General features: G+C 61.7%; 16 protein-coding genes. 2 read left to right on the forward strand and 14 right to left on the reverse strand.

What is annotated here, in order from left to right:
- Window positions 1-208 precede the first annotated feature (208 nt).
- From ACSAMW_RS20570 to puuE, 9 genes are all read right to left on the reverse strand, one after another.
- Window positions 209-808 carry a putative adenosine monophosphate-protein transferase Fic gene (locus ACSAMW_RS20570; protein ID WP_500591839.1) on the reverse strand — a complete coding sequence of 200 codons (600 nt, stop codon included), beginning with the start codon at window positions 806-808 and terminating at the stop codon, window positions 209-211.
- Window positions 808-981, reverse strand: a complete 174-nt coding sequence (locus tag ACSAMW_RS20575; RefSeq protein ID WP_500591840.1) for a YhfG family protein — start codon at window positions 979-981, stop codon at window positions 808-810. The genes ACSAMW_RS20570 and ACSAMW_RS20575 overlap by 1 nt, the downstream gene beginning before the upstream one ends.
- A gap of 114 nt (window positions 982-1095) precedes the next feature.
- The gene (locus ACSAMW_RS20580; RefSeq protein ID WP_500591841.1) at window positions 1096-3993 is read right to left on the reverse strand and encodes a ribonucleoside-diphosphate reductase subunit alpha; all 2898 of its coding nucleotides are present in this window, start codon (window positions 3991-3993) and stop codon (window positions 1096-1098) included.
- Between the two features lie 446 nt (window positions 3994-4439).
- Window positions 4440-5168, reverse strand: a complete 729-nt coding sequence (locus tag ACSAMW_RS20585) for a 4'-phosphopantetheinyl transferase family protein (RefSeq protein WP_500591842.1) — start codon at window positions 5166-5168, stop codon at window positions 4440-4442.
- Between the two features lie 52 nt (window positions 5169-5220).
- Complete coding sequence (locus ACSAMW_RS20590; RefSeq protein ID WP_500591843.1) at window positions 5221-6009, reverse strand: outer membrane protein OmpK; 789 nt, start codon at window positions 6007-6009, stop codon at window positions 5221-5223.
- Between the two features lie 337 nt (window positions 6010-6346).
- Complete coding sequence (locus ACSAMW_RS20595; protein ID WP_500591844.1) at window positions 6347-6874, reverse strand: ureidoglycolate lyase; 528 nt, start codon at window positions 6872-6874, stop codon at window positions 6347-6349.
- An 18-nt stretch (window positions 6875-6892) separates the two neighbouring features.
- Window positions 6893-7885: an allantoicase gene (alc, locus tag ACSAMW_RS20600; RefSeq protein WP_500591845.1), complete on the reverse strand. Its 993-nt coding sequence runs from the start codon at window positions 7883-7885 to the stop codon at window positions 6893-6895.
- An 18-nt stretch (window positions 7886-7903) separates the two neighbouring features.
- A complete protein-coding gene (uraD, locus tag ACSAMW_RS20605; protein WP_500591846.1) occupies window positions 7904-8404 on the reverse strand; it encodes a 2-oxo-4-hydroxy-4-carboxy-5-ureidoimidazoline decarboxylase in 501 nt (166 codons plus the stop codon).
- The gene (gene puuE / locus ACSAMW_RS20610; RefSeq protein ID WP_500591847.1) at window positions 8401-9330 is read right to left on the reverse strand and encodes an allantoinase PuuE; all 930 of its coding nucleotides are present in this window, start codon (window positions 9328-9330) and stop codon (window positions 8401-8403) included. Before puuE ends, uraD begins: the two co-directional genes overlap by 4 nt.
- 212 nt (window positions 9331-9542) lie before the next feature.
- Here puuE and uraH point away from each other — a divergent pair, with 212 nt between their 5' ends.
- Both uraH and ACSAMW_RS20620 read left to right on the forward strand, forming a co-directional pair.
- Window positions 9543-9896: a hydroxyisourate hydrolase gene (uraH, locus tag ACSAMW_RS20615; protein WP_500591848.1), complete on the forward strand. Its 354-nt coding sequence runs from the start codon at window positions 9543-9545 to the stop codon at window positions 9894-9896.
- A 72-nt stretch (window positions 9897-9968) separates the two neighbouring features.
- Complete coding sequence (locus tag ACSAMW_RS20620) at window positions 9969-15017, forward strand: dermonecrotic toxin domain-containing protein (RefSeq protein ID WP_500591849.1); 5049 nt, start codon at window positions 9969-9971, stop codon at window positions 15015-15017.
- 17 nt (window positions 15018-15034) lie between these two features.
- On the opposite strand, the gene ACSAMW_RS20625 is transcribed toward ACSAMW_RS20620, so the two are convergent.
- From ACSAMW_RS20625 to xdhA, 5 genes are all read right to left on the reverse strand, one after another.
- Window positions 15035-15661, reverse strand: a complete 627-nt coding sequence (locus tag ACSAMW_RS20625) for a LysE family translocator (RefSeq protein WP_500591850.1) — start codon at window positions 15659-15661, stop codon at window positions 15035-15037.
- A gap of 86 nt (window positions 15662-15747) precedes the next feature.
- Window positions 15748-17052 carry a guanine deaminase gene (gene guaD / locus ACSAMW_RS20630; RefSeq protein ID WP_500591851.1) on the reverse strand — a complete coding sequence of 435 codons (1305 nt, stop codon included), beginning with the start codon at window positions 17050-17052 and terminating at the stop codon, window positions 15748-15750.
- Window positions 17053-17063: 11 nt separating this feature from the next.
- Window positions 17064-17903: a xanthine dehydrogenase accessory protein XdhC gene (xdhC, locus tag ACSAMW_RS20635; protein ID WP_500591852.1), complete on the reverse strand. Its 840-nt coding sequence runs from the start codon at window positions 17901-17903 to the stop codon at window positions 17064-17066.
- Entirely contained in the window at window positions 17900-20299 is a 2400-nt protein-coding gene (gene xdhB / locus ACSAMW_RS20640) for a xanthine dehydrogenase molybdopterin binding subunit (protein ID WP_500591853.1), read from the reverse strand. Before xdhB ends, xdhC begins: the two co-directional genes overlap by 4 nt.
- Window positions 20292-21746, reverse strand: a complete 1455-nt coding sequence (gene xdhA, locus ACSAMW_RS20645) for a xanthine dehydrogenase small subunit (protein WP_500591854.1) — start codon at window positions 21744-21746, stop codon at window positions 20292-20294. Before xdhA ends, xdhB begins: the two co-directional genes overlap by 8 nt.
- Between the last annotated feature and the right edge of the window lie 173 nt (window positions 21747-21919).

Genomic DNA, 21919 nt, shown 5'->3' on the forward strand with positions numbered 1-21919 from the left:
GGTATGAATAACCGCTGTTTCCAAGTGCATGGTCAGGTCCTTTTGCAGGTGGCGCAGTATAAAGAAAATCGCGGCAAAATGCTCGGGCAGAAACCACAAAATTCCATGAGGTAGCCGGCGCTTTTGTACAGCGTCGCACCTATATATAGGGGTGCGTGTTGATGTAGGACACAGGATAGTGTGGTTTGTGCGACGGTGCGTACAGCCGTCAGTCGGGCGAAATGCGGCCCGTGAGACATCGCGCGAAGATGACGCCAAGAGGGGCGTAATCGCAGTGAACGGCACTGATGTTGGCCGCTTTCCATTCGTCAGGAAGGACCGTGCTCCACTCCACCGTATAACCGGCGTTCACAACCACGTGGTCGAACAGAATGCGCTGTGCTCTTCCGTTACCCTCGCGAAACGGGTGGATCATATTGAGCTCACCAAATAGTTCGGCAATGGCCTCGATGAAGGCGAACCTGGGCAGGTGTGTGAACCAGTTTTGATGAGCAGCCTGTGCGAAAAGCTTCTCTGCTTCGGCCTCAATTCGGGATGTTGTACAGAATCGGGTGGAACCCTTGGCAATATCGACCGTTCGTAGCTGGCCAGCCCAATCGTATAGGTCCTTGAACAGGTGATGGTGCACGGTTTGCCAATACGCTATGTCGTATGGAGGAGGCTGAAAATCGATTTCATTGGCAGCAAGGGTAGAGAGGTCTCGTTCAGCCTCGCTCAACCTTGTTGAATCCGTGATACCCAAGCGGTTGCGAAGCACCCTGGACTGTGGGTAGCAATAGGTGTCCTGGCCTACGCCGTATTTATCCATTACTCCGTACGAGTGCTGGCGCTGTACCGCTTCAGTAGTTCTTCACGGGTAGGAAGCGGTTTGGTGCAGCTGCCTTCTGGCACGTCAAAACCTTCCAGCCTGAGGCTTGCCAGGTAATTAGCTTGGCGGATGCGAGCGTAATAGGCACGTTTTTCATCGAGCGAAGCGGGCATAAGCATATCTCCAAACGTAGTCGGCAATTATAGGCCGCAAAGGCGCCTTCACCAAGGGCTTGCCCAAACGAGACAAGGCGCCCGAAGGCGCCTTGTTGGGTCACTCCGCCAGGGTTACTGGCAGGCTTCGCAATCCGGCTCGTCAATGGCACAGGCCTTTGGCACCGGAGCAGGGCCGGCAGGGGCGGCGGTTTCCGGGGCGGCATGCAGGGCGGAGTCGCCACCGTTTGAAACGGCGTTCAGCTTGCCCGTGTTGACGGTGGATTTCTCAGTGCTGGTAGCGGCCAGGGCACGGAGGTAGTAAGTGGTTTTCAGGCCACGGAACCACGCCATGCGGTAGGTCACGTCCAGCTTCTTGCCCGAGGCACCGGCGATGTACAGGTTCAGTGACTGAGCCTGGTCGATCCACTTCTGGCGGCGGCTGGCTGCTTCCACAATCCACTTGGTATCGACTTCGAACGCGGTGGCATAGAGGTCCTTGATTTCCTGCGGAATGCGCTCGATCTGCTGCACCGACCCATCGTAGTACTTCAGGTCGTTGATCATGACCGAGTCCCACAGGCCGCGGGCCTTGAGGTCGCGTACCAGGTAAGGGTTGATCACGGTGAACTCGCCCGACAGGTTCGATTTCACGTACAGGTTCTGGTAGGTCGGCTCGATGGACTGTGACACGCCCGTGATGTTGGCGATGGTCGCGGTCGGCGCGATGGCCATGATGTTCGAGTTGCGAATACCTTTCTGAACCCGTGCCCGTACCGGTGCCCAGTCCAGGGTTTCGGTGCGGTCCACTTCGATGTACTTGGCGCCACGCTGCTCGATCAAGGTGTCCAGCGAGTCCAGCGGCAATACGCCTTTGGACCACAGCGAACCCTGGAACGTCTCGTAGGCGCCGCGCTCGTCGGCCAGGTCACAAGACGCCTGGATAGCGTAGTAGCTCACCGCTTCCATGGAATGGTCGGCGAACTGGATAGCCGCTTCGGAACCATAGGCGATGTGCTGCAGGTACAGCGCGTCCTGGAAGCCCATGATGCCCAGGCCGACCGGGCGGTGCTTGAGGTTGGAGTTGCGTGCCTGGGGTACCGAGTAGTAGTTGATGTCGATCACGTTATCGAGCATCCGCACGGCCGTTTTAACGGTGCGTGCCAGCTTGGCGGTGTCCAGCTTGCCGTCCACGATGTGGTTTGGCAGGTTGATCGAGCCCAGGTTGCAGACCGCAATCTCGTCCTTGTTGGTGTTCAAGGTGATCTCGGTGCACAGGTTGGAGCTGTGCACCACGCCCACGTGCTGCTGCGGGCTGCGCAGGTTGCACGGGTCCTTGAAGGTCAACCATGGGTGGCCGGTCTCGAACAGCATCGAGAGCATCTTGCGCCACAGGTCCTTGGCTTGCAGGGTTTTGTACACCTTGATCTTGCCGTACTCGATCAGGGCTTCGTAGTACTCGTAGCGCTCCTCGAAGGCCTTGCCGGTGAGGTCGTGCAGGTCCGGGGTTTCGGACGGGGAGAAGAGGGTCCACTTGCCGTCTTCGAACACGCGCTTCATGAACAGGTCAGGAATCCAGTTGGCCGTGTTCATGTCATGGGTACGGCGACGGTCGTCACCGGTGTTCTTGCGCAGTTCGAGGAACTCCTCGATGTCCAGGTGCCAGGTTTCCAGGTACGCGCACACAGCGCCTTTGCGCTTGCCGCCCTGGTTGACCGCTACGGCCGTGTCGTTCACCACTTTCAGGAAGGGCACGACGCCCTGGGACTTGCCATTGGTGCCCTTGATCCATGAACCCAGTGCCCGCACAGGCGTCCAGTCATTGCCCAGGCCGCCCGCGAATTTGGACAGCATGGCGTTGTCGTGGATGGCGCCGTAGATGCCGGACAGGTCGTCTGGCACGGTGGTGAGGTAGCACGAGGACAACTGCGGGCGCAGGGTGCCAGCGTTGAACAGGGTGGGCGTGGAGGCCATGTAGTCGAACGACGACAGCAGGCGATAGAACTCGATGGCGCGGTCGTCGCGGTTTTTCTCTTCGATGGCCAGGCCCATGGCCACGCGCATGAAGAAGATCTGCGGCAGTTCGAAGCGCACGCCATCCTTGTGGATGAAGTAGCGGTCGTACAGGGTTTGCAGGCCCAGGTAGGTGAACTGCTGGTCACGCTCGTGATCGATGGCAGCGCCCAGCTTGGCCAGGTCGAACTTGGCCAGCTCCGGGTTCAGCAGCTCGAATTTCACACCGGCAGCTACGTAGGCCGGCAGCGCCTTGGCGTACAGTTCAGCCATTTCGTGGTGGGTAGCGCTCTCGGCCACTTCCAGGAAGCTCAGGCCTTCGGCACGCAAGGTGTCCATCAGCAGGCGTGCGGTTACGAACGAGTAGTTCGGCTCGCGCTCCACCAGCGTACGGGACGTCATCACCAGTGCGGTGTTCACGTCCTTCAGGGCTACGCCGTCGTACAGGTTCTTCAGGGTTTCACGCTGAATCAGCTCGCCGTCCACTTCCAGCAAGCCTTCGCAAGCTTCAGTGATGATGGTGTTCAGGCGGCCCATGTCCAGCGGCTCCAGGGCACCATCAGCGCGGGTGATGCGGATGCTGGGGTGGGGCTGGGCAGGCTGGCCGGCGTTGCCACGGCTGGCACGCTCGCGGGTGCGCTGCTCGCGGTAGATCACGTAGTCGCGGGCTACTTTCTGCTCGCCAGCGCGCATCAGGGCCAGTTCAACCTGGTCCTGGATCTCTTCGATATGAATGGTGCCGCCGGAGGGCATGCGTCGCTTGAAGGTGGCGCTCACCTGTTCGGTAAGGCGGGCAACGGTGTCATGGATGCGCGACGACGCGGCAGCGGTGCCGCCTTCCACTGCGAGGAACGCTTTGGTGATGGCCACGGTGATCTTGTCGTCGGTGTAGGGGACGACCGTACCGTTACGCTTTATCACACGCAATTGGCCGGGGGCCGTGGCGTTCAGCTCCTGGTGGGAGCCGACGCCCTGAGGCGCCTGGCCTTGCGGGTTCTCGCGAGTGGTGTCGGTGTGCATTGAGTTCTCCACGGTTTCTAGAAATAGTCAGGCGCGGCGGAAAAACCACCGTTCCATACGAAGCACGACAGCCGGCGAAGGCAACCTGGGGCCGATGGAAGGCCCCGACCGCCTGGGCCGGAATACAGCACTTCAGAAAAAAATTGGGGGGCTGAACAGACGCCTCCCTGGCAGCGCTAGCGCGCATAAACAGCACAAGAACAACGTATTGCCTGCCACGAACCCGCTTCAAAAAAGGCTTGAAATATTCAGCTGATTTGTGTTCACAAGAAAACACCAAAACCCAACATGTAGTGTTTCTGCGCGAGGCAGATACAAGATAATGCGGTCTACCGACCATTGCAACATCAGGAAATGTGGATAACGTGTGGGCAAAATGTGGGGCAAAACCTGCGAGCCGCGTGCTTCAAGGGTTTCAGCCAGATTCGACACGTATTGTAGGAAAGCTACCGTTCGTCCCGTCGCCCAGCGATGGAAACCAGGCTCAGCAAACGGTCGTCGGTGACCTGGAATTGCCCGTGCAGTTCACTGCCACGCGTCCATTCTTCGCTCAGGTCCTCCAGCAGGCGCAGGCGCGCCTGGCCGTCGTCAGACCACGCCAGCAGCTCGGCTGCCTCGAAGTAGAACCGGCGCCGTACCAAGGGGTAGAGGGCCTTGAACAGGCTTTCTTTCAGGGAAAAGGTAAGGGTCACGGCCAGTGCTGAGCGCTCGGCGTGTGAGGGAAGCCGTTCCAATTCCGCCGGTGTAAGGATTTCTCCGGCCAATCGCTGAGCGCGCTCAGGTGCGAGTACGGTTTCAACGTCCAGCCCCAGCCCCCGATAGGCCTGCAAGGGCGCCACGATAGCCGCTGCCCAGCCTTGGCCATGGGTAATGGCGCCGCTGATACCTGCCGGCCATACCGGTGCCCGGTCCTCGCCAATAGGGATGCCGCGGTCGGTAACCCCCAGCTGTGCCAGGGCCTGCCGTGCGCACAACCGGCCCGCCAGAAATTCAGCCTGGCGCTTGGCCACGGACCGTTCGATGGTAGCCGGCTTGGCAATACCGCTGCGGCTAAAGTCGTCTGCGGCGAGCAAGGCGGGGTCAAAGGTGCAACTGGCGAACCCACTGCCTACTACTGGCAAGGGCAGGGGGCAGTGGTGTTCAAAGGCGGTGCAACAGGCAGGATAAGCATTCATGGCGCTATTCTGCCGTTTGCCACCGATGTTGCCCACCTTTGGCGTTCGGCGGTCAGAAGAACACTTTCACCAGCAGGCTGGCCGTGTTCTGGTCGGTGTCGAAGTAAGGGGTGTCCTTGATGCCGTACTTGTCTTTCCAGTAGTCGTATTCGATACCCACATACAGTTGGCGATCCTGCATGTTCAAGGCCTTGCCCAGGTCATACTTGATCTGTGGGTTGAAGTGCAGGTTGGCGTGGTAGTCGCCACGGTTGTTGCTGTCATTGCCCACTACCCAGTCCATGAAGCCATCGATCAGTACATCGGACTTGCCCACAGGAAGGGTGTAGGACCATACAGGGGTGATCTGCCATACGTTGTCGCCGGCACGCGGCCCATCGGTCACGCGTTTGTAGAAGTTGAGCTGGAAGTAATCGAAACCGGGTACGTCCAGGTCGAAGCCGGGGCCGAACAGGTAGGATTCGTTGTCCCCTTCGCCGAACTCATAGGTCAGCGCCAGCAGCACGTCTTTTACAGGGCCCAGCTTGATAGGGCGGTCCAGAATCTTGGCAGCAGAGATGCGCGGGCTGAATTCGCCATACAAGGTACTGTTGCCCGAGCTGGAAGACGCCTTGCCGTTGAAGAAGATCTTGTCCACGAACAGGAAGTTGTCCCCATACTTCCAGGAATCAGCATGTTCGTAGGTAAAGGTCTGCTGGTTCTGTGGGTCTACCGTAAAGTCCCGCCCGTTAAGGTAAGTCAGGCTGTTGCTTTGCCATTGCAACCACTCGCCTGCCGCGTGAGCAGTGTTTGCGGCCAGCGCAAGGCCGGTGATCGCAAGGCTGGAAAGGACACGGTTCATTCATAAGCTCCCTGGTGATAACGACGGCGCTACATGGGCGCCACCTGAGTAAACGTGCTGTCTGGTTGGTCAGGTTCGCTGACGGCCAGAACCCTTTAGCAATTGCTGCGCCAGTGCTTACGGGCCAATTGAAAAGAGTTGTCGAACGGGTCAGGAAACCGCGCCAACAGGCCAGGCCACACTCTTCAACGGCAGGCAGCCGGGCAGGGCAGCGCTATCGGCAAAAGGGCGCGCAGCATAATGAGGGGCATTGTGAAAGGCAATCGCCCCGGGATGGGGCGTTGTGTGTCAGGAACAACCGCTGCAGGGGTGGGCAAGGCCAGGGAACAGGGTGCAGTCAGCTATCAGCGGTAGCCTCCAGCCTGGCCATGGGGGCAAGCATCCACTGCTGCTCCACCGGGAAGAAATGCTCGTCGCAGTTGTTGCCTGGCCCACTGCGGTCTACCACCAAGAAGTCGTCCTGCGGGTGCAAGGCCAGCACCGGGTGGTGCCATACGCCACGGTGGTAGTTCACGCCTTGGCGGCCGTCGCTATAGAACGCGCAAATAGCGGCTGGGTCCGGTTGGTCGGCTGGCGGCGCCACTACCACCAGAAACGGATGCCCCAGCAGTGGCATGAACGCCTGGCTGCCATAGGGGTGCCGCTCCAGCATGGTGATGGGCCGGGGCATCTCCAGGGCCTGTGCCCGGAAGATACTGAGGATGGCCGTATCCCCTGGCAGGCCCAGTTGCACGTCGGCCAGCCGGTGATAGCGTTCGGTGGAGCCGTTGTTGATCAGGAAGTGATCGCGCCCTTGGGTTTCGATCACCTCACCGAAAGGCGCAAAGGCATGTGGGGTCAATGGCTGGATCAGCAGTTCACGCATGGCAAATCCTTGGGAAGGTCAGCGCGCGGGGCGGCCGATGATGCGCAACCGGCTGACACCGCCGTCCGGGAATACATTCAGGCGCAGATGAGTGATGGGGCCAAGGTCGCGCAGTTGCTCGGCAAAGTGGTGCTCTTGGTGCATCTGAAGTTTCTGGCTGGGCAGCAACTCGCGCCAGAACAGGCTTTGTGTTTCGATCTGGCTGTCTGTACCGCCCTTTACGAAGGCCGCCTGGATGGAACAGCTGTCGGGATAATTACCTTTGAAATGCAAGGTGTCTACCACCACCTGCTCCACGGTGCCTGGGTGCCCCAAAGCGACAATCACCCAATCGTTGCCCGGGGTACGCCGCCGTGCGGTTTCCCAGCCATCGCCCATGTTCACACCACGGCCAGGGTTGAGCAGGTTGCTCATGTGGCCGTAGTGCTGGTCGGAGCAGGCCAGCGCACGGCCCCCGTTCAGTGCGGCGGCCAGGTCCATAGGCGCGTCCCCGGCGCACGACCAGTCCACGGTAGGAATGCCATGCACACGCAAACGCGCCACACCGCCGTCGGGGTAGATGTTGAACCGCAGGTGGCTCACCGGCTGGTCATAAGCGATGGCGTGGTAGTGGTGGCTGTTGCCTTGCAGTTCCACGGCAGCCAGCACCTCGACCCAGGGGGTAGTGTCGGTAGGGTCGCCCTCGGCCAGGTAACAGGCTTCCAAGGATGCTGAGGGGGGGAAGTTGCCGGTGAACCACGAGGTGTCAATGTCTACGCCTTTCAATGTGCCCGGCACGCCTAGGCGAATTACGGTGTGGTCGTAGCCTTCAAAGCGCTTGCGCCGGGACTCCCAGCCGTCCATCCACTTGCCATTGTCGTCAAATACGCCTTCTTTCCACACAGCAGGGTGAGGCTGGAACAAGCGGTTCACGTCAGCGAACCAGTCGTCGCTCACCGACAGGGCGCGGGTGCCCAGGCGGGCGTCAGCCAGGTTCAGGTACTTCTCGAAGGGTGCGGCGTAGGCAATCATCAGTAGGGCCTTGAGCGGTTAAAGGGCGTGAAGGCGGAAGCGGGCAATCTTGTTGATTTCGCCCAGTGCGCAGTTGAACTCCTGCGCTGGGGTGTGGTGAATCCGGGTTTCGAACGCGGCCAGGATCTGGTGCCGGTCACTGCCCTTCACCGCCATGATAAACGGGAAGCCGAAGCGTGCCTTGTAGGCGCTGTTGAGTTCGGTGAAGCGGGCGAACTCCTCGGGCGTACACAGATGTATGCCAGCGCCCGCCTGTTCGGCCGTGCTCGCCGCGGTCAACTCACCAGCGACGGCGGCTTTCCCGGCAAGGTCCGGGTGTGCGTTGATCAACGCCAGTTGGCGGTCGCGCTCGGCGGCCAGCAAGGTTTCGCTCAGGGCGGTGTGCAACGCGTCCAGGCTATCCAAGTGCTGCCCGCCCAGCCGGTCCCAGGTGTCGATGGCGACCCAGGGCGAGTGCTCATACAGGTCGGCAAACGTCGCAATGAACTGTTCGCGGTCAAGGGCGGCAATATCGATCATGGGGTGGCCTGAGGCTGGAAAGGGTAGGTGGCATGCCAGTGGCGGGCGATGTCGACGCGGCGTGCGAACCACACCCGGTCATGGCCTTTGGCATACTCAATGAAACGCCGCAGTGCAGCCAGGCGGGCAGGGCGGCCAATCAGTCGGCAGTGCAGCCCTATCGATAGCATTTTTGGGGCCTCGGCACCTTCTTCGTATAGCACGTCGAAGGCGTCCTTCAGGTAGTGATAGAACTGGTCGCCGTTATTGAAGCCTTGTACCTGAGTAAACCGCATGTCGTTAGTGTCCAGCGTATAGGGAATCACCAGGTGCGGCTTGCCTGTAGGTGTGACAGGTTCCCAATAGGGCAGGTCGTCGTCGTAGGTGTCCGAGTCATACAGAAACCCCCCTTCCTCCATCACCAGGCGGCGGGTGTTGGGCCCGGTACGGCCGGTGTACCAGCCCAGCGGGCGCTCTCCGGTCAGTTGGGTCAGCACCTCGATGGCCTTGTGCAGGTGCTCACGCTCCTGGGCTTCGTCCATGTATTGGTAGTCGACCCAGCGGTAGCCATGGCTGCAGATCTCGTGACCGGCGGCCACCATGGCGCGGATCACCTCCGGGTGCCGCTGGGCGGCCATGGCCACGGCGAACACGGTCAAGGGAATGCCTTGTTGCCGGAACAGCCGAAGAATGCGCCACACACCGGCACGGCTGCCGTATTCATACAAGGACTCCATGCTCAGGTTGCGTACGCCTTGCAAAGGCTGCGCCGCCACCATTTCAGAGAGGAAGGCTTCGCTTTCCTTGTCTCCATGGAGCACGTTGCGTTCGCCACCTTCTTCGTAGTTGAGCACGAATGACAAGGCAATGCGCGCCTGGCCAGGCCACTGGGGGTGAGGCGGGTGCTCGCCATAGCCGACGAGGTTGCGGGGGTAGCTGGCGCTCACGGCAAAGCTCCTTCTGGCGAGCGTTTGAAAAAGGGGGCCTTTATCAGCACGGGCAGGCCGGTGTTTTGTATCCTGCCTCGGCCATAAAAGCGTTGCAAGAAACTTGCCTGCGTGGTCAGATTTTCTCGTTTCCGCGCAACAGGTGTGCCACTGAAATGGCAATTGCCTAAACCGCACCCGCGTGGTGCATTTGGTTGATACAGGAGCCTTTCATGGGGCGTTTGACCACACATGTATTGGACGCTAGCAGAGGCTGCCCTGGCAGCGGCATCGACATTACGCTCTACCGCGTGGATGAGGGCCAGTTAACCTGGCTGGCCAGCGCCACCACCAATGCGGACGGGCGCTGCGACCAGCCTCTGCTGGACGGCGCGACTTACACCAGCGGTATCTATCAGCTGCACTTCCAGGCCGGTGCCTATTACCGCGCGCAAGGCGTAGCGCTGACAACACCGGCGTTTCTGGACGAAGTGGTGCTGCGGTTTGGTATAGACGCTACCCAGGCGCATTACCATGTGCCCCTGTTGCTGTCCCCCTACAGTTATTCCACCTACCGCGGGAGCTGAAGGTAGATATCTACCACGCGTGCTTTTTCGCGGTAAGCACACTGCGGCTTCCCACTGGAAGGAGCCGCAAGCATGCATGCTTTGGATGATCTACTTGAAAGCCCCGTTACCCCTTACGACGACGGCGCGCCGCCGCTGGCACAGCAAGACGCCCAGGCGTGCCTGGCGGCCGGTGAGGCAGCTTCGCACTGGCCCGTTACATGGCTCAATAAGGTTGCCGATGCCCTGAAGGGCCACGCTCAGGGCCAAGACGACTGGTACCTGACCCTGCCCCCCGAGCTGTCAGCTCAGCGTGACCGCATAGAGGCTGAGCCAGAAGCCTGGCAGGCCGCGCTGACAGAGGCGTTGCACTTCCAGGGGCGGGCTTATGAGGCGCTGATCGCGCTGGGGAACCTGCCTCAGGGCTACCCCAAGCAATGGTTGGAAACCCAGCATGCGCGCCATTGCGAGCGCTTGCTCGCCCGCTTTGGGGATGAAGCGCCAGCGTCTGATGTGCTCGCGCCTTACCAAGCGATTCGACAGCAGCGTCAGCTGGCGTGGCAGCAACTCCATGGCCTGCTGGCTGGGGAACTGAGTTCGGCCTACCTGGAAGACCAGCTGCTGACTGTGCAAAAGTTGATCCAGGACGCCTTGATGGCTGAAGCGGCCCTGCAGGCCGAAGAACGGCAGCTACCCGAGACGGCGCTGCAAAGCCTCACCGCCGGGCTTGCGGCAGGCACGCTGCAGTACCTGGCGATCGAGTGGAACGGCGCACGCCTGCCCGGCGCCTGGGTGTTGACCGATGAACATGCCTGGGCTGGCAACCTTCGCACCCTGCCGCTGTGGCTCTGGGTACAGGGCGAAGGGGGTGGCCTGGCCCATTTTGAAGACGCAGCTACGCTGTGCAGCCGCTTGGCATTCACGCTTGAAGCGCCGGTGCTTTCCGTATGGTCAGAGCGCATGCCAGACGTGGTGGGTGATGACAGCGGCTTGAAGCTTGTGCCTATGGCGGGCGGCTTGAGCGCTGTCGTTCACGCTATGGTCGACCATTGGGTAGAGCGGCTTCGTGCTGTCGAATCCGGGCAAACGCCCTGGCCTGAGCTGACTGCCGCGCAAGCGCTGGAGCGCGTGACAGATGAAGCCCGAGCCGGTTTGGCGGTGCCTTTGGACACTACCCGTAATCAGGCATTGGCCACGGTAGAGCGACAATGGCAAGCCGATGCCTTGGTGGAGCATTTGCCCACTTGGCTGTTGGCACGGGACAGCACTGACCGGCAGCGCTTTGCCGCAGAGCTTCAGGCCTACCATGAGGCTGCGTCGCGCCTTGAACACTGGCTGAGCGAAAACATCCCGCCGTTCCCGAACTTTGCGGGCCGCTTGCTGGCTGAGCGAATTCAACAAGACCTGGGGCTGACGCTGGACCCACGCGAGCCGGTGCTGGAGCGCCCGGTGAGTGTCACTTACCACTGGTTCGGCCCGGGTAGCATTCTTGAACCCTCGCCCGAAGGCACGTGGGGCGCCGCTGTCGAGCCCCATGACGTCCCTACCGGGATGCAGTGGGTACCCAGCCAGGCGTGGGAACAGGCCAGCCTTGAACAACTGGCCACGGAAAACCTGGATGCCCGCGACGAAGCGGAAACCGAACGGCTGAAGCAGGCGCAGTGGCGGGTGCCGGGGCTCTCCGCCAGCTACCTAGTCCGTACGTTGCCTGCACTGGACCCCCTCAAGCAGTACAAAACACTGTTGCAACGCCTGCTGGACCCTGCGCTGAGCGACGCGCCGGAGCGTTTAAGGCGCCCTTACGAACTCGAATTACGCTTGCAGGGCCTCACCGCCCATTGGCAGGGGCGTTTGAGTGAGGGGGGGCTGAAACTGCTCCACAGCGCGGCGGCCGAACACGATCCCGGGCGGCTGGCCGCCTTGGGGGTGAGGGTGCATTGGCTGGTGGTGCAACCAGGTGAGCCGATCGGCCGCAATATCGAAGGCTGTTGTGCCTTGGTCGCGGGCGAGGGCGGTCGCACCCTGCTGTGTATGCCTGGGGCGCCTGGCGGGTTCTCGCTGCTGGAGCGTGACACGCTGGCCGATGCTCTGGACACCCTGCGCGATGCTATTCGCACACGTGACGACATGGCCACTTACGTGGCCAAACGCTTGGGCGGCGACCCGGCGCAGCGGCTGTCGTGGTTCCGTCAGGCCGCACAGCATGGTTACGGCGGGTATCTGAGCGCGCCCGCCAGCCTGGCTCAAACCTTGGTGGCTGTGCAATTGCACGACCGACGCGCCTGGTTGCTGGCACGCGCCAGCGAGGAGGGGCGTAGCCAGCTGGATATTCTAAAAGCGCGCAATTTGGCCGGGCATCATCAATACCTGGGGTACCTGCGTGCAGCGTTGGCGATTTTGCCAGGTGTGGGCACGCTGATCGGCCTTCAAAACATTTATGAAAGCGCTCACGCCGTAGCCGCAGGCTGGCGTCAGCAAGACCCTGAAGCCTTTAGTTGGGCCTTGTTGGGTGTTGCCGGTGGCATCGTGGACGTACTGCTAGGCGCGTTGCCGGTTGCCGGCGGCTTGGCAAGGTTGCGCCATGCGGTCCGCGCACACGTCAAACTCCGCTCCGGGTTGGAGGCAGGCCGGGAGGCCTTCGCAGGTTACCAGGCACCGCTGCGGTTGCGCGGCGCTGTCGCCCTGGAAGGGCGAGACACCGGGACCTGGTTGCTCAACGGTGAACAATACATCTGGCAGGACGGCCGAGCCTATGCCGTATACCGCCGAGCGGAAGAAGAAACCCTACGCCTGAAGGCAACGGTTACCCGGCGTTATCAGGCACCCGTACGCCGTGAAGGTGAACGTTGGGTGATCCATGCCGATACTGGATTGCGTGGCGGTGGCGGTAAATTGACCGAGGCTGAAGAGGTGTTCGCATCCTGGGGACCGCGTAGCCGACATGCCCCCTTCGCAGGCACGAGCCGCGCGGCTGCGCTACGACGAGGCCGCAGCGTGCTGGCAGATTACAATTTCTTCAGTGAAACGCGCGCCAGCGAGTTCGCCCACGCTTACCTCATTGATGGCACACCGCCAGCCTGGGCATTGGAATTTCGCCGCGGCCCAGGCGCTGCTCCCACTGCGGTGCCGCCTGCCCAGGGCTGGGAACGTGTGCGTTGGAACCTTACCCGGAGCGATCACGTTATCCCAGGCGTAGAAGGGGGGGGCGTTACTGTCATGTTCCAGGGCAGCACCCAGAGGCGGCCTGCGGTACGTATACAGGGCCAGTACTACCCTGTCATAGAAGGTGCCATGCGTAGACAGGAGCGTTTTATCACCCCGGTGGGTGCGCCGCCCCGCAGCCTGCGGGACCTTGACGACTTGATCAGCCGGGGTGAAGGGCCGATTCGTGTACGCCTGGGCGACTCCGCCATCGACCCGCCTGAGGTGCTGGGTGGCTATACCCAAACCTTTCAGCAGCGGCTGGCCGAACGTTTTCCCGGCCTTGCCGCAGACAGCCGCCAGGCGCTGGGTGAAGCGGTATATCGCAGCGCCGACACGACAACGGACGGCCTGACCCATGCTCGCCTACAGGCCCTTGAGCGCTTTGTAGCCGACCCGCACGCCGACCCGCTGCGTTTCCTGACCGTGCAACGTCTCAATACGGTCCAGCACTCGTTGACAGTTCGTGCTGGATCGGAGCAGTTTTCTCAATTGCGCTGGCAGTTGGACGCGGCAGAACATACGGCATTGCGCAACGCACAATTGTCAGGAGACGGGTCGCAGTTGCAGGCTGCGTTGGCGGACATCATTACCCATCGGGGCTACCAGGTGTTGTTCAGCCGCTCGCTCCCAGGGCGCCACGTGTGCATTTTCCGCCGCGACGGCCATGCCCGCATCCATGTGCTACTGCAGGTGGACACCCAGGGTGTGGTGTCCATTCAGGGGATGAATGACGTCAATCTGCTTAGCGACGCCTGGATGGACATGATTATCGCCAGGCTGCCGGATCCCCAGATGGCCGCTACCTTGCGTCGGGCCAGGTACCAGGGGCATTTCGATACCTTGCTCGGTGGCATACAAACCCAGGCTACACGCCCGGCCGCATTGATCTGGGAGCGCGTGATTCTAGGATCAGGTACACCGGCACAGCCGGTGCGGGGGCGTAACTGGCGCCATGCGACACGACCGCTCGGCGTGCAGGACATCGAAACCGTGCAGGGGTCCAGGCTGTACCGCACACAAGGTCAGGCTGCGGTTGAGGGTGTCCAGGTCAACGGCCGTTTGTTACCGGTTTACCCTGCAAGCGAGGATGCATTGCTGCTGCTGTCCAGGCCAAATCACTTGCCATCGCCGCTAACATTCGAGGCCTTGGAGCGCTGTGTTCGCGAGCGATTTGGCGAACAGCCCTGGCTGATCGCACGTGAAAGCAATCGGTGGACCGTGCGCCGACAATTGTTCATAGCCCCTTTGGACCGTCAGGTAAGCCGCGCCAGGCCAGGGCTTACCCGGCAAAGCGCTTTGAACGTCGCTCACGCTACCTTCTTGGCTGCCGAGGGTAGCGATGCCGCCCGGTTGCTACACTTTGAACACACCCTGTCGAGCTGGATGCGCGAGAGCCACACACTGGGCAGGCTCGCCGACCCTTTGACGTTGTTGACTGCGCAGCGTCCAACCCTAACGACAAGCCCTGGGGGATGGCGGTTGCCGCTGGTCGCCGATGCGCCCGCGTCAGCGCCGACGGTGCTTTACCTGCGGCCCGTGGAACAGTACACCCAAGGGTTGGTCGCGGCCGTTGGCAGCGTGCGCATGCGTCACCACGCCGCGAACGTGATTGACGATATGCTGACCCGTTACGGGCTCATACTCGATCACCGTGCCGGTCATTTCGCTCAATATCGCCAGCCCTCTACCAACCAGGTGTACCTGGTCGCCTTGCAGGTCAGCGAGTCGCAGGTCATAGAGATCGCGTCCGAAGGAGGGCATCAGGTGCTGTCCAATGGCTGGACCACGTACTGGCGTCAACACATCAGTGAGCCCCAGGCCACGGCATTGGAGCTAGCGATGGCTGAAGGCAGGTTGATAAGGCTGGTGGCGACGTTGCGCCTGGACGGGAGCACAATGCACGGGCAGGTAGCCTTGCAACGTTTGGCCGATTTCTAAGCTAGAAACAAGGGCGCTTAACGCTGCCCGAGCAAGGCGGCCGTGCCAGCGCTGGCAAACAATGCAGCGCTGGCGCGGTTGAACCATTGCTGGCCACGACCACTGCGCAGGTAGGTGCCTGCGCTGCGCGCCAACAGGCCATAGCCCAGCTTGCAGCACAGGTCCAGTACCGCCCAGGTCAGCGCCATGACCGACAGCTGCGGCAACAGCGGTTCGGTGCTAGTGATGAACTGCGGCAAAAAGGCTGCGAAAAACAGGATGTCCTTTGGGTTGCTCGCGCCCAAGGCAAACGCACGGCCAAACAGGGCTGCGTTCCCCCCGTGCAGTGCCACAGGCACAGTGGCCACCACCGCAGGCCGTCGTGCCTGACCCCAGCTCATCCAGGCCAGGTAAAACAGATACAGCGCACCTCCCAGTTTCAGTAACCCAAACCAAGTAGCGGACGCAGCCAACAGTGCGCCCAGCCCCAGCGCCGATGCACACAGCAGGCACAATGACGCGCTTACGCCACCGATGAAAGCCGGCCACGCGCGCCGGATGCCCAAGGTGAGGCTGTTGCTCACCATCAGCAGCGACAGGGGCCCAGGGATGACAATCACCACAAAGGCAGCGGTCGCGAAGAGAAGCCAGGTTTCCAGGTTCATGGGCAAGGTGCAGGTCGCTTGAAAAAGGGGGGATTATCCGCCTGCCCACGGCATGCGCAAATCGCCGTGGGGGCGCAATGTTGTGCTCAGCGGCTGTGCACCCGGTGGCCCGCTGCGAAGGTGTGCTGCACCACGCGGTCGTCGCCCAGGGTCATCAGCACGAACAGGGTTTCTGCGATGTCGCGGCATTGGGCCAGGCGGTAGCTGAGCAGCGGCGTCGCCTTGAGGTCCAGTACCAGAAAATCTGCTTCATAGCCGGGGGCCAAGCGTCCGACCCGGTCACCGAGGGACAATGCCCGCGCACCGCCTAAGGTGGCCAGATACAAGGATTTGAAGGGGTGCAGACGGGCACCCTGCAACTGCATCACCTTGTACGCCTCGTTAAGGGTCTGCAGGATCGAAAAGCTGGTGCCGGCCCCTACATCGGTGCCCAACCCCACCTTGATGTTATGCCGTTCGGCCATGGGCAGGTTGAACAAACCGCTGCCCAAAAACAGGTTGGAGGTGGGGCAGAACGCAATGGCCGAGCCGGTCTGTGCCAGCCGCGCGCATTCGTCTTCGCACAGGTGCACGCCATGGGCGAAGACCGACCGCTCCCCCAGCAAACCATAGTGGTCATACACGTCCAGGTAGCCTTCCTGCTCAGGGAACAGTGCCTTGACCCACTCGATTTCCTGTTGGTTTTCGCTGAGGTGCGTGTGCAGGTACACGCCTTCGTGTTCAGCCAGCAGGCGCCCGGCCGCGGTCAATTGCTCCGGGGTGCTGGTAGGGGCAAAGCGCGGTGTGACGGCGTACTGCAAGCGGCCCTTGCCATGCCAGCGCTCGATCAACGCCTTGCTCTGCTCATAGCCTGTTTGTACGGTGTCGGTAAGATAATCCGGCGCATTACGGTCCATCATCACCTTGCCGGCGATCATGCGCAAGTTGTGGCGTTCGCACACTTCGAACAGGGCGTCGACGGATTCGGGGTGAACGCTGCCGAACACCAGCGCCGTGGTAGTGCCGTTGCGCAGCAATTCAGCCACGAAGCGGGCCGCCACGTCATCGGCATGGGCCTTGTCAGCAAACTGACGTTCGCACGGGAAGGTGTAGGTATTGAGCCAATCCAGCAGCTGTGCGCCGTAAGCCCCGATCATGCCGGTTTGCGGCAAGTGGATGTGGGTATCCACAAAGCCCGGCGTGATCAGGGCGTCCTTGAAATGCTCGACCGGCGTGTCCGCGCCTAGGGTAGGCAATAGCACGGCCGCCTCGCCCATGGCGGCAATATGGCCATCTTCGACCACCAGCACGCCGTCGCTGATGTACTGGTAAGAGGCATCGATACCCAGGTCTGCTGGGTCGCCCAAGCTGTGCAGCAGGCTGGCGCGGTAGGCTTTTCGGGTTGTGTTCATGTAGGGCTCTGTCATAGCGATGAATGACGCCGGGACGGCGACACCAGGCGAGTGAAGGTTTCCCCGCCCTGGCTGGCTTCGCCGAAGCGTGCGTTGTAGAGAGAAATGATTTCGGCCGCGATGGACACGGCGATTTCCATGGGCAGTTTACCCTTCACAGCGTCCAGGCCCACCGGGCACCGCATACGCGCCAAGGCTTCAGCGGCCAGGCCCCGGTCGCGCAGGCGGTGTTCAAAGCGGGCGCGCTTGGTTTTCGAGCCGATCAGGCCAAACCACTGGGTATCGCCACGGCGCAGGATGGCCTCGCTCAAGGCCAGGTCCAGTTGGTGGTCATGGGTCATCACCAGGCAGTAGCTGCCGGGGCGCAGGTGATCCACTTCTTCGACCGGGTCATCGTTGACGATAGCCTCCACACCGGCGGGCAACGCAACGGGGAATTCCTGGGCCCTGGCATCCACCCAGCGCACGCGGCAGGGCAGGCTGGCCAGCAACGGCACCAGCGCGCGCCCCACATGACCTGCGCCGAATACCGTGATATGGGCCTGGGGCTGCCCCAAGGGTTCGAACAGCACCACAGCTGCGCCCCCGCAGCACTGGCCCAGGCTGGCGCCCAGGCTGAACCGCTCCAGGCGCGATTGGCGCTGGCCGCTGGCCAGCAGTTCTCGTGCGATGGCCAGTGCCTTGAATTCCAGGTTGCCGCCGCCAATGGTGTCAAAGGCTTCCTGAGGCGTGACCACCATTTTCGCCCCGGCGTTGCGCGGCGTAGAGCCGCGCTCTTCGATCAGGGTCACCAGCACGCAGGGTTCGCCCGCCGCGTGATGCTGGGCCAGTGCGCCTATCCAGTCGCTCATGGGCACGCTTCCTCGGGCTGTTGAACGGGCACTGCCGTGGCCGTGGCCTCACGTACCTGCTGGCAGGCCATCAGCACGCGTTCAGGGGTGGCAGGGGCGTCCAGCAGCGGGTGTACACGGTAGTCGGCCAGGCTGGCCACGGCATCCTTGAGGGCGCACCAGGCGCTGATGCCCAGCATGAACGGCGGCTCGCCCACGGCCTTGGAGTGAAACACCGTGTCTTCAGGGTTCTTGCGGTTCTCCACCAGGCGCACATTGAACACCTCGGGCGTGTCTGCCACGGTCGGGATCTTGTAGGTGGCCGGGCCGTTGGTGAGCAGGCGGCCCTTGTCGTTCCACACCAGTTCTTCGCAGGTGAGCCAGCCCAGGCCTTGGATAAACCCGCCTTCCACTTGGCCAATGTCGATGGCGGGATTAAGCGAGGCGCCTACGTCATGAAGAATGTCCACTCGGGTGAAGCGGTATTCGCCCGTCAGCACGTCCACCAGCACTTCGCTGCAGGCTGCCCCAAAGGCGTAGTAGTAGAAGGGACGGCCCTTGGCCTGAGAACGGTCATAGAAGATTTTCGGCGTTTTGTAAAAGCCGGTGCTAGAGAGTGACACCTGGTTGAAATACGCCAGCTGGATCAGCGCTTCGAACGTGATGATCTGCTCACGGACTTGTACCAGGCCGTTGCTGAATACCACGTCTTCCTCGCTCACGCGCCAATGGCTGGCAGCGAAGGCCACTAGGCGCTGGCGCAAGGTGAGGGCGGCATTCTGGGCGGCCTTGCCGTTGAGGTCAGCCCCGCTGGACGCAGCCGTGGGTGAGGTGTTGGGCACCTTGCCGGTGTGGGTGGCCGTGATCTCGATACGGCTGATGTCCACCTGGAACACTTCGGCCACCACCTGGGCCACTTTGGTGTTCAAGCCCTGGCCCATTTCGGTGCCGCCATGGTTCAGTTGCAGGCTGCCGTCGGTATAGATATGGAGCAGGGCACCGGCCTGATTGAGAAAGCTGGCGGTAAACGAGATACCAAATTTTACCGGCGTGAGCGCTAACCCTTTTTTCAGCACAGGGCTGCTGGCATTGAACGCCTTGATGGCCTCGCGGCGTTGGGCATAGTCGCAGCTGGCCTCCAGTTCGGCGGTCATCTCCTCCAACAGGTTGTGCTCTACGGTCTGGTAGTAATGGGTGATGTTGCGGTCCGTCTTGCCGTAGTAGTTGGCCTTGCGCACGGCCAATGGGTCCAGGTGAAGGTGGCGGGCAATGCGCTCCATCACCTCTTCAATGGCCACCATACCTTGGGGCCCGCCAAAGCCGCGGTAGGCGGTGTTGGACGCGGTGTTGGTCTTGCAGCGGTGGCCGTTGATAGTGGCGTCGCCCAGGTAATAGGCGTTGTCGGCATGGAACATGGCGCGGTCTACGATGGAGGCAGACAGGTCGGGTGAATACCCGCAGTTGCCGGCCAGGTCCAGGGCGATGCCGTGCAAACGGCCACGGTCGTCAAAGCCCACGTCGTATTCCACGTAAAACGGGTGGCGCTTGCCGGTCATGGCCATGTCATCGCCCCGCAGCAGCCGCATCTTGGTGGGCTGGCCGGTCAGCCGCGCGATGATTGCGCACAGGCAGGCCGGGCCAGCGGCTTGTGTCTCCTTGCCACCAAAGCCGCCACCCATGCGGCGCATGTCCACCACCACCTTGTTCATGGCCACGCCCAGTACTTCAGCCACCAGCTTCTGCACTTCCGTGGGGTTCTGGGTGGAGGAATACACCAGCATGCTGCCGTCTTCGCCGGGCATTACCGAAGCCACCTGGGTTTCCAGGTAGAAATGCTCCTGGCCGCCGATGTGCAACGTGCCCTGCAGGCGGTGCGGCGCTTTGGCCAATGCCGTGGCGCTGTCACCCCGCTGGTGAGTGTGACTGTCCAGCACAAAATGGCGTTTGCGCAGGGCTTCTACTACATCCAGTACCGGTTCCAGTTCTTCGTATTCGATCACGGCCAGCTGGGCCGCGCGCCGTGCGGTTTCCAGGTCGCACGCCGCCACGGCCAGGATCGGCTGGCCCACGTATTCCACCGTGTCGATGGCCAGCAGAGGGTCGCCTGGCACCAGGGGGCCGATGTCTTTCAGAGCCGGGAGGTCTTCATGCGTGATCACCAGGCGCACGCCAGGCACGGCCAGGCAGGGTGTGGTATCTACGCTGATCAAGCGGGCGTGGGCGCGGTCGGACAAGCGTGCATACACATGCAACTGGTTGGGGAATTCCAGCCGGTCATCAATGTACTGGGCTTCGCCGCTCACATGCTTTTCAGCACTTTCATGGCGCACGCTGCGGCCCACACCTGTGGTCATGCCTTGGCGAAAGGCTTCGGCCAGGGCCTCGGGTGATCTGTGCGGGGCATGGGAACTAGACATGAGCGGCCACCCGGAGGTTGAGTTCTGGTGTAAGAGTTTCCAGCAGGCACTTGCGTAACAGGTTCTGTGCAACCAGCAAGCGGTACGCCCGGCTGGCGCGCATGTCGCTCAGCGGGGTGAAGTCGTCGGCCAGGGCCTGGCAAGCGTGTTCTACGGTTGCCGTGGTCCAGGGCCTGCCCAGCAGGGCCGATTCGCAGGCCTGCGCCCGTTTGGGAACAGCCGCCATGCCGCCATAGGCGATTCGGATACCGGCGACGCGGCCTTGATCAAGGGTAAGGCTGAAGGCCGCGCACACCGCAGAAATGTCATCATCCAGCCGCTTGGCGACTTTATAGGCCTTGAACTGTTCACCCGGCAGCGGCCTGGGCACATGCACGCGCTCGATGAACTCGCCGGGCTGGCGGGCGGTGATGCGGTAGTCCAGATAGAAGTCTTCCAACGGAAGCGTGCGTTGCACAGCGCCTTGGCGAAGTACCAGCGAAGCTCCTAGTGCTAGTAGCAGGGGCGGGCAGTCGCCGATCGGGGAGGCATTGCCGATATTGCCGCCCAGCGTGCCCTGATTGCGTACCTGCAGTGATGCAAAACGGTGCAACAAGGCGCCAAAGTCCGGGTAGTCCTCGGCCAGGGCCGTGTAGCAATCGGTCAGTGGGGTCGCCGCACCGATGTCGATCACCTGTTCGTTGACGGTCACACCCCGCAATTCAGCCACGTGGCCCAGGTAGATCATGGCGCCCAGTGGCTTGTGCAACTGGGTCACTTCCAGGGCCAGGTCGGTGCTGCCGGCAAACAGGCGTGCTGCGGGGGCTTGAACATAGGCGGTGGCCAGTTCGTCGACTGTAGTGGGGATCAGGCAATGGGCGCTGCCATTGTCCAGTTCCGCCAGGCCTTGCTGGGCAATGCCCTGCAGTTGGGCAAGGGTTTGGGCCTCAAGGGCATCGAAACGGTCCGCCACGGGCTCGGCGCAGGCCTGGAGCCCGGCCTGCACAATGGGGCGGTAGCCGGTACATCGGCACAGGTTCCCGCCCAGGGCTTCCTGGATGGCGGGGGTATCGGCCCCAGGGCGGTTCTTTTGCAGCGCGAACAGGCTCATCACAAAGCCAGGCGTGCAGAACCCGCATTGGGACCCATGGCAGTCCACCATAGCCTGTTGAACGCTGTGGAGTTGGCCTTGCTGCTTGAGGGCTTCCACCGTGATCAGCTGCTTGCCATGGAGGCTGGCCACCAAGGTAAGGCAGGCATTCACACTACGGTAGCGCAAGGTGGGAGCGCCATCGGCGTGAGGGGCCAGCTCGCCCAGCACCACGGTACAGGCGCCGCAGTCGCCGCTGCCACAGCCTTCCTTGGTGCCACGGATGTTGCGGTGTTCGCGCAGGTAGGCGAGCACAGTAAGGTTAGGGTCCAGGCGGTGTTCGGTGCACAGCGTATGGTTGAGCAGAAACTGAATCACAGGGCGGCCTCGCTGGCAGTTCCGGCCTTTGCCGTTATGGGCAAAGGGTGTGTTGGGCAGGCCCAAAGGTCAAATATTTTCTGACCTATGAGTCAGCTTTAAAAGCGGTTGGCTTTCGCAAGCGGGTTTCGTGCCACCTTTGCCTGTGGGTAGCAGGCCCGGCCCGTGTGCAT

The sequence above is a fragment of the Pseudomonas sp. AB39(2026) genome, assembly GCF_059831485.1.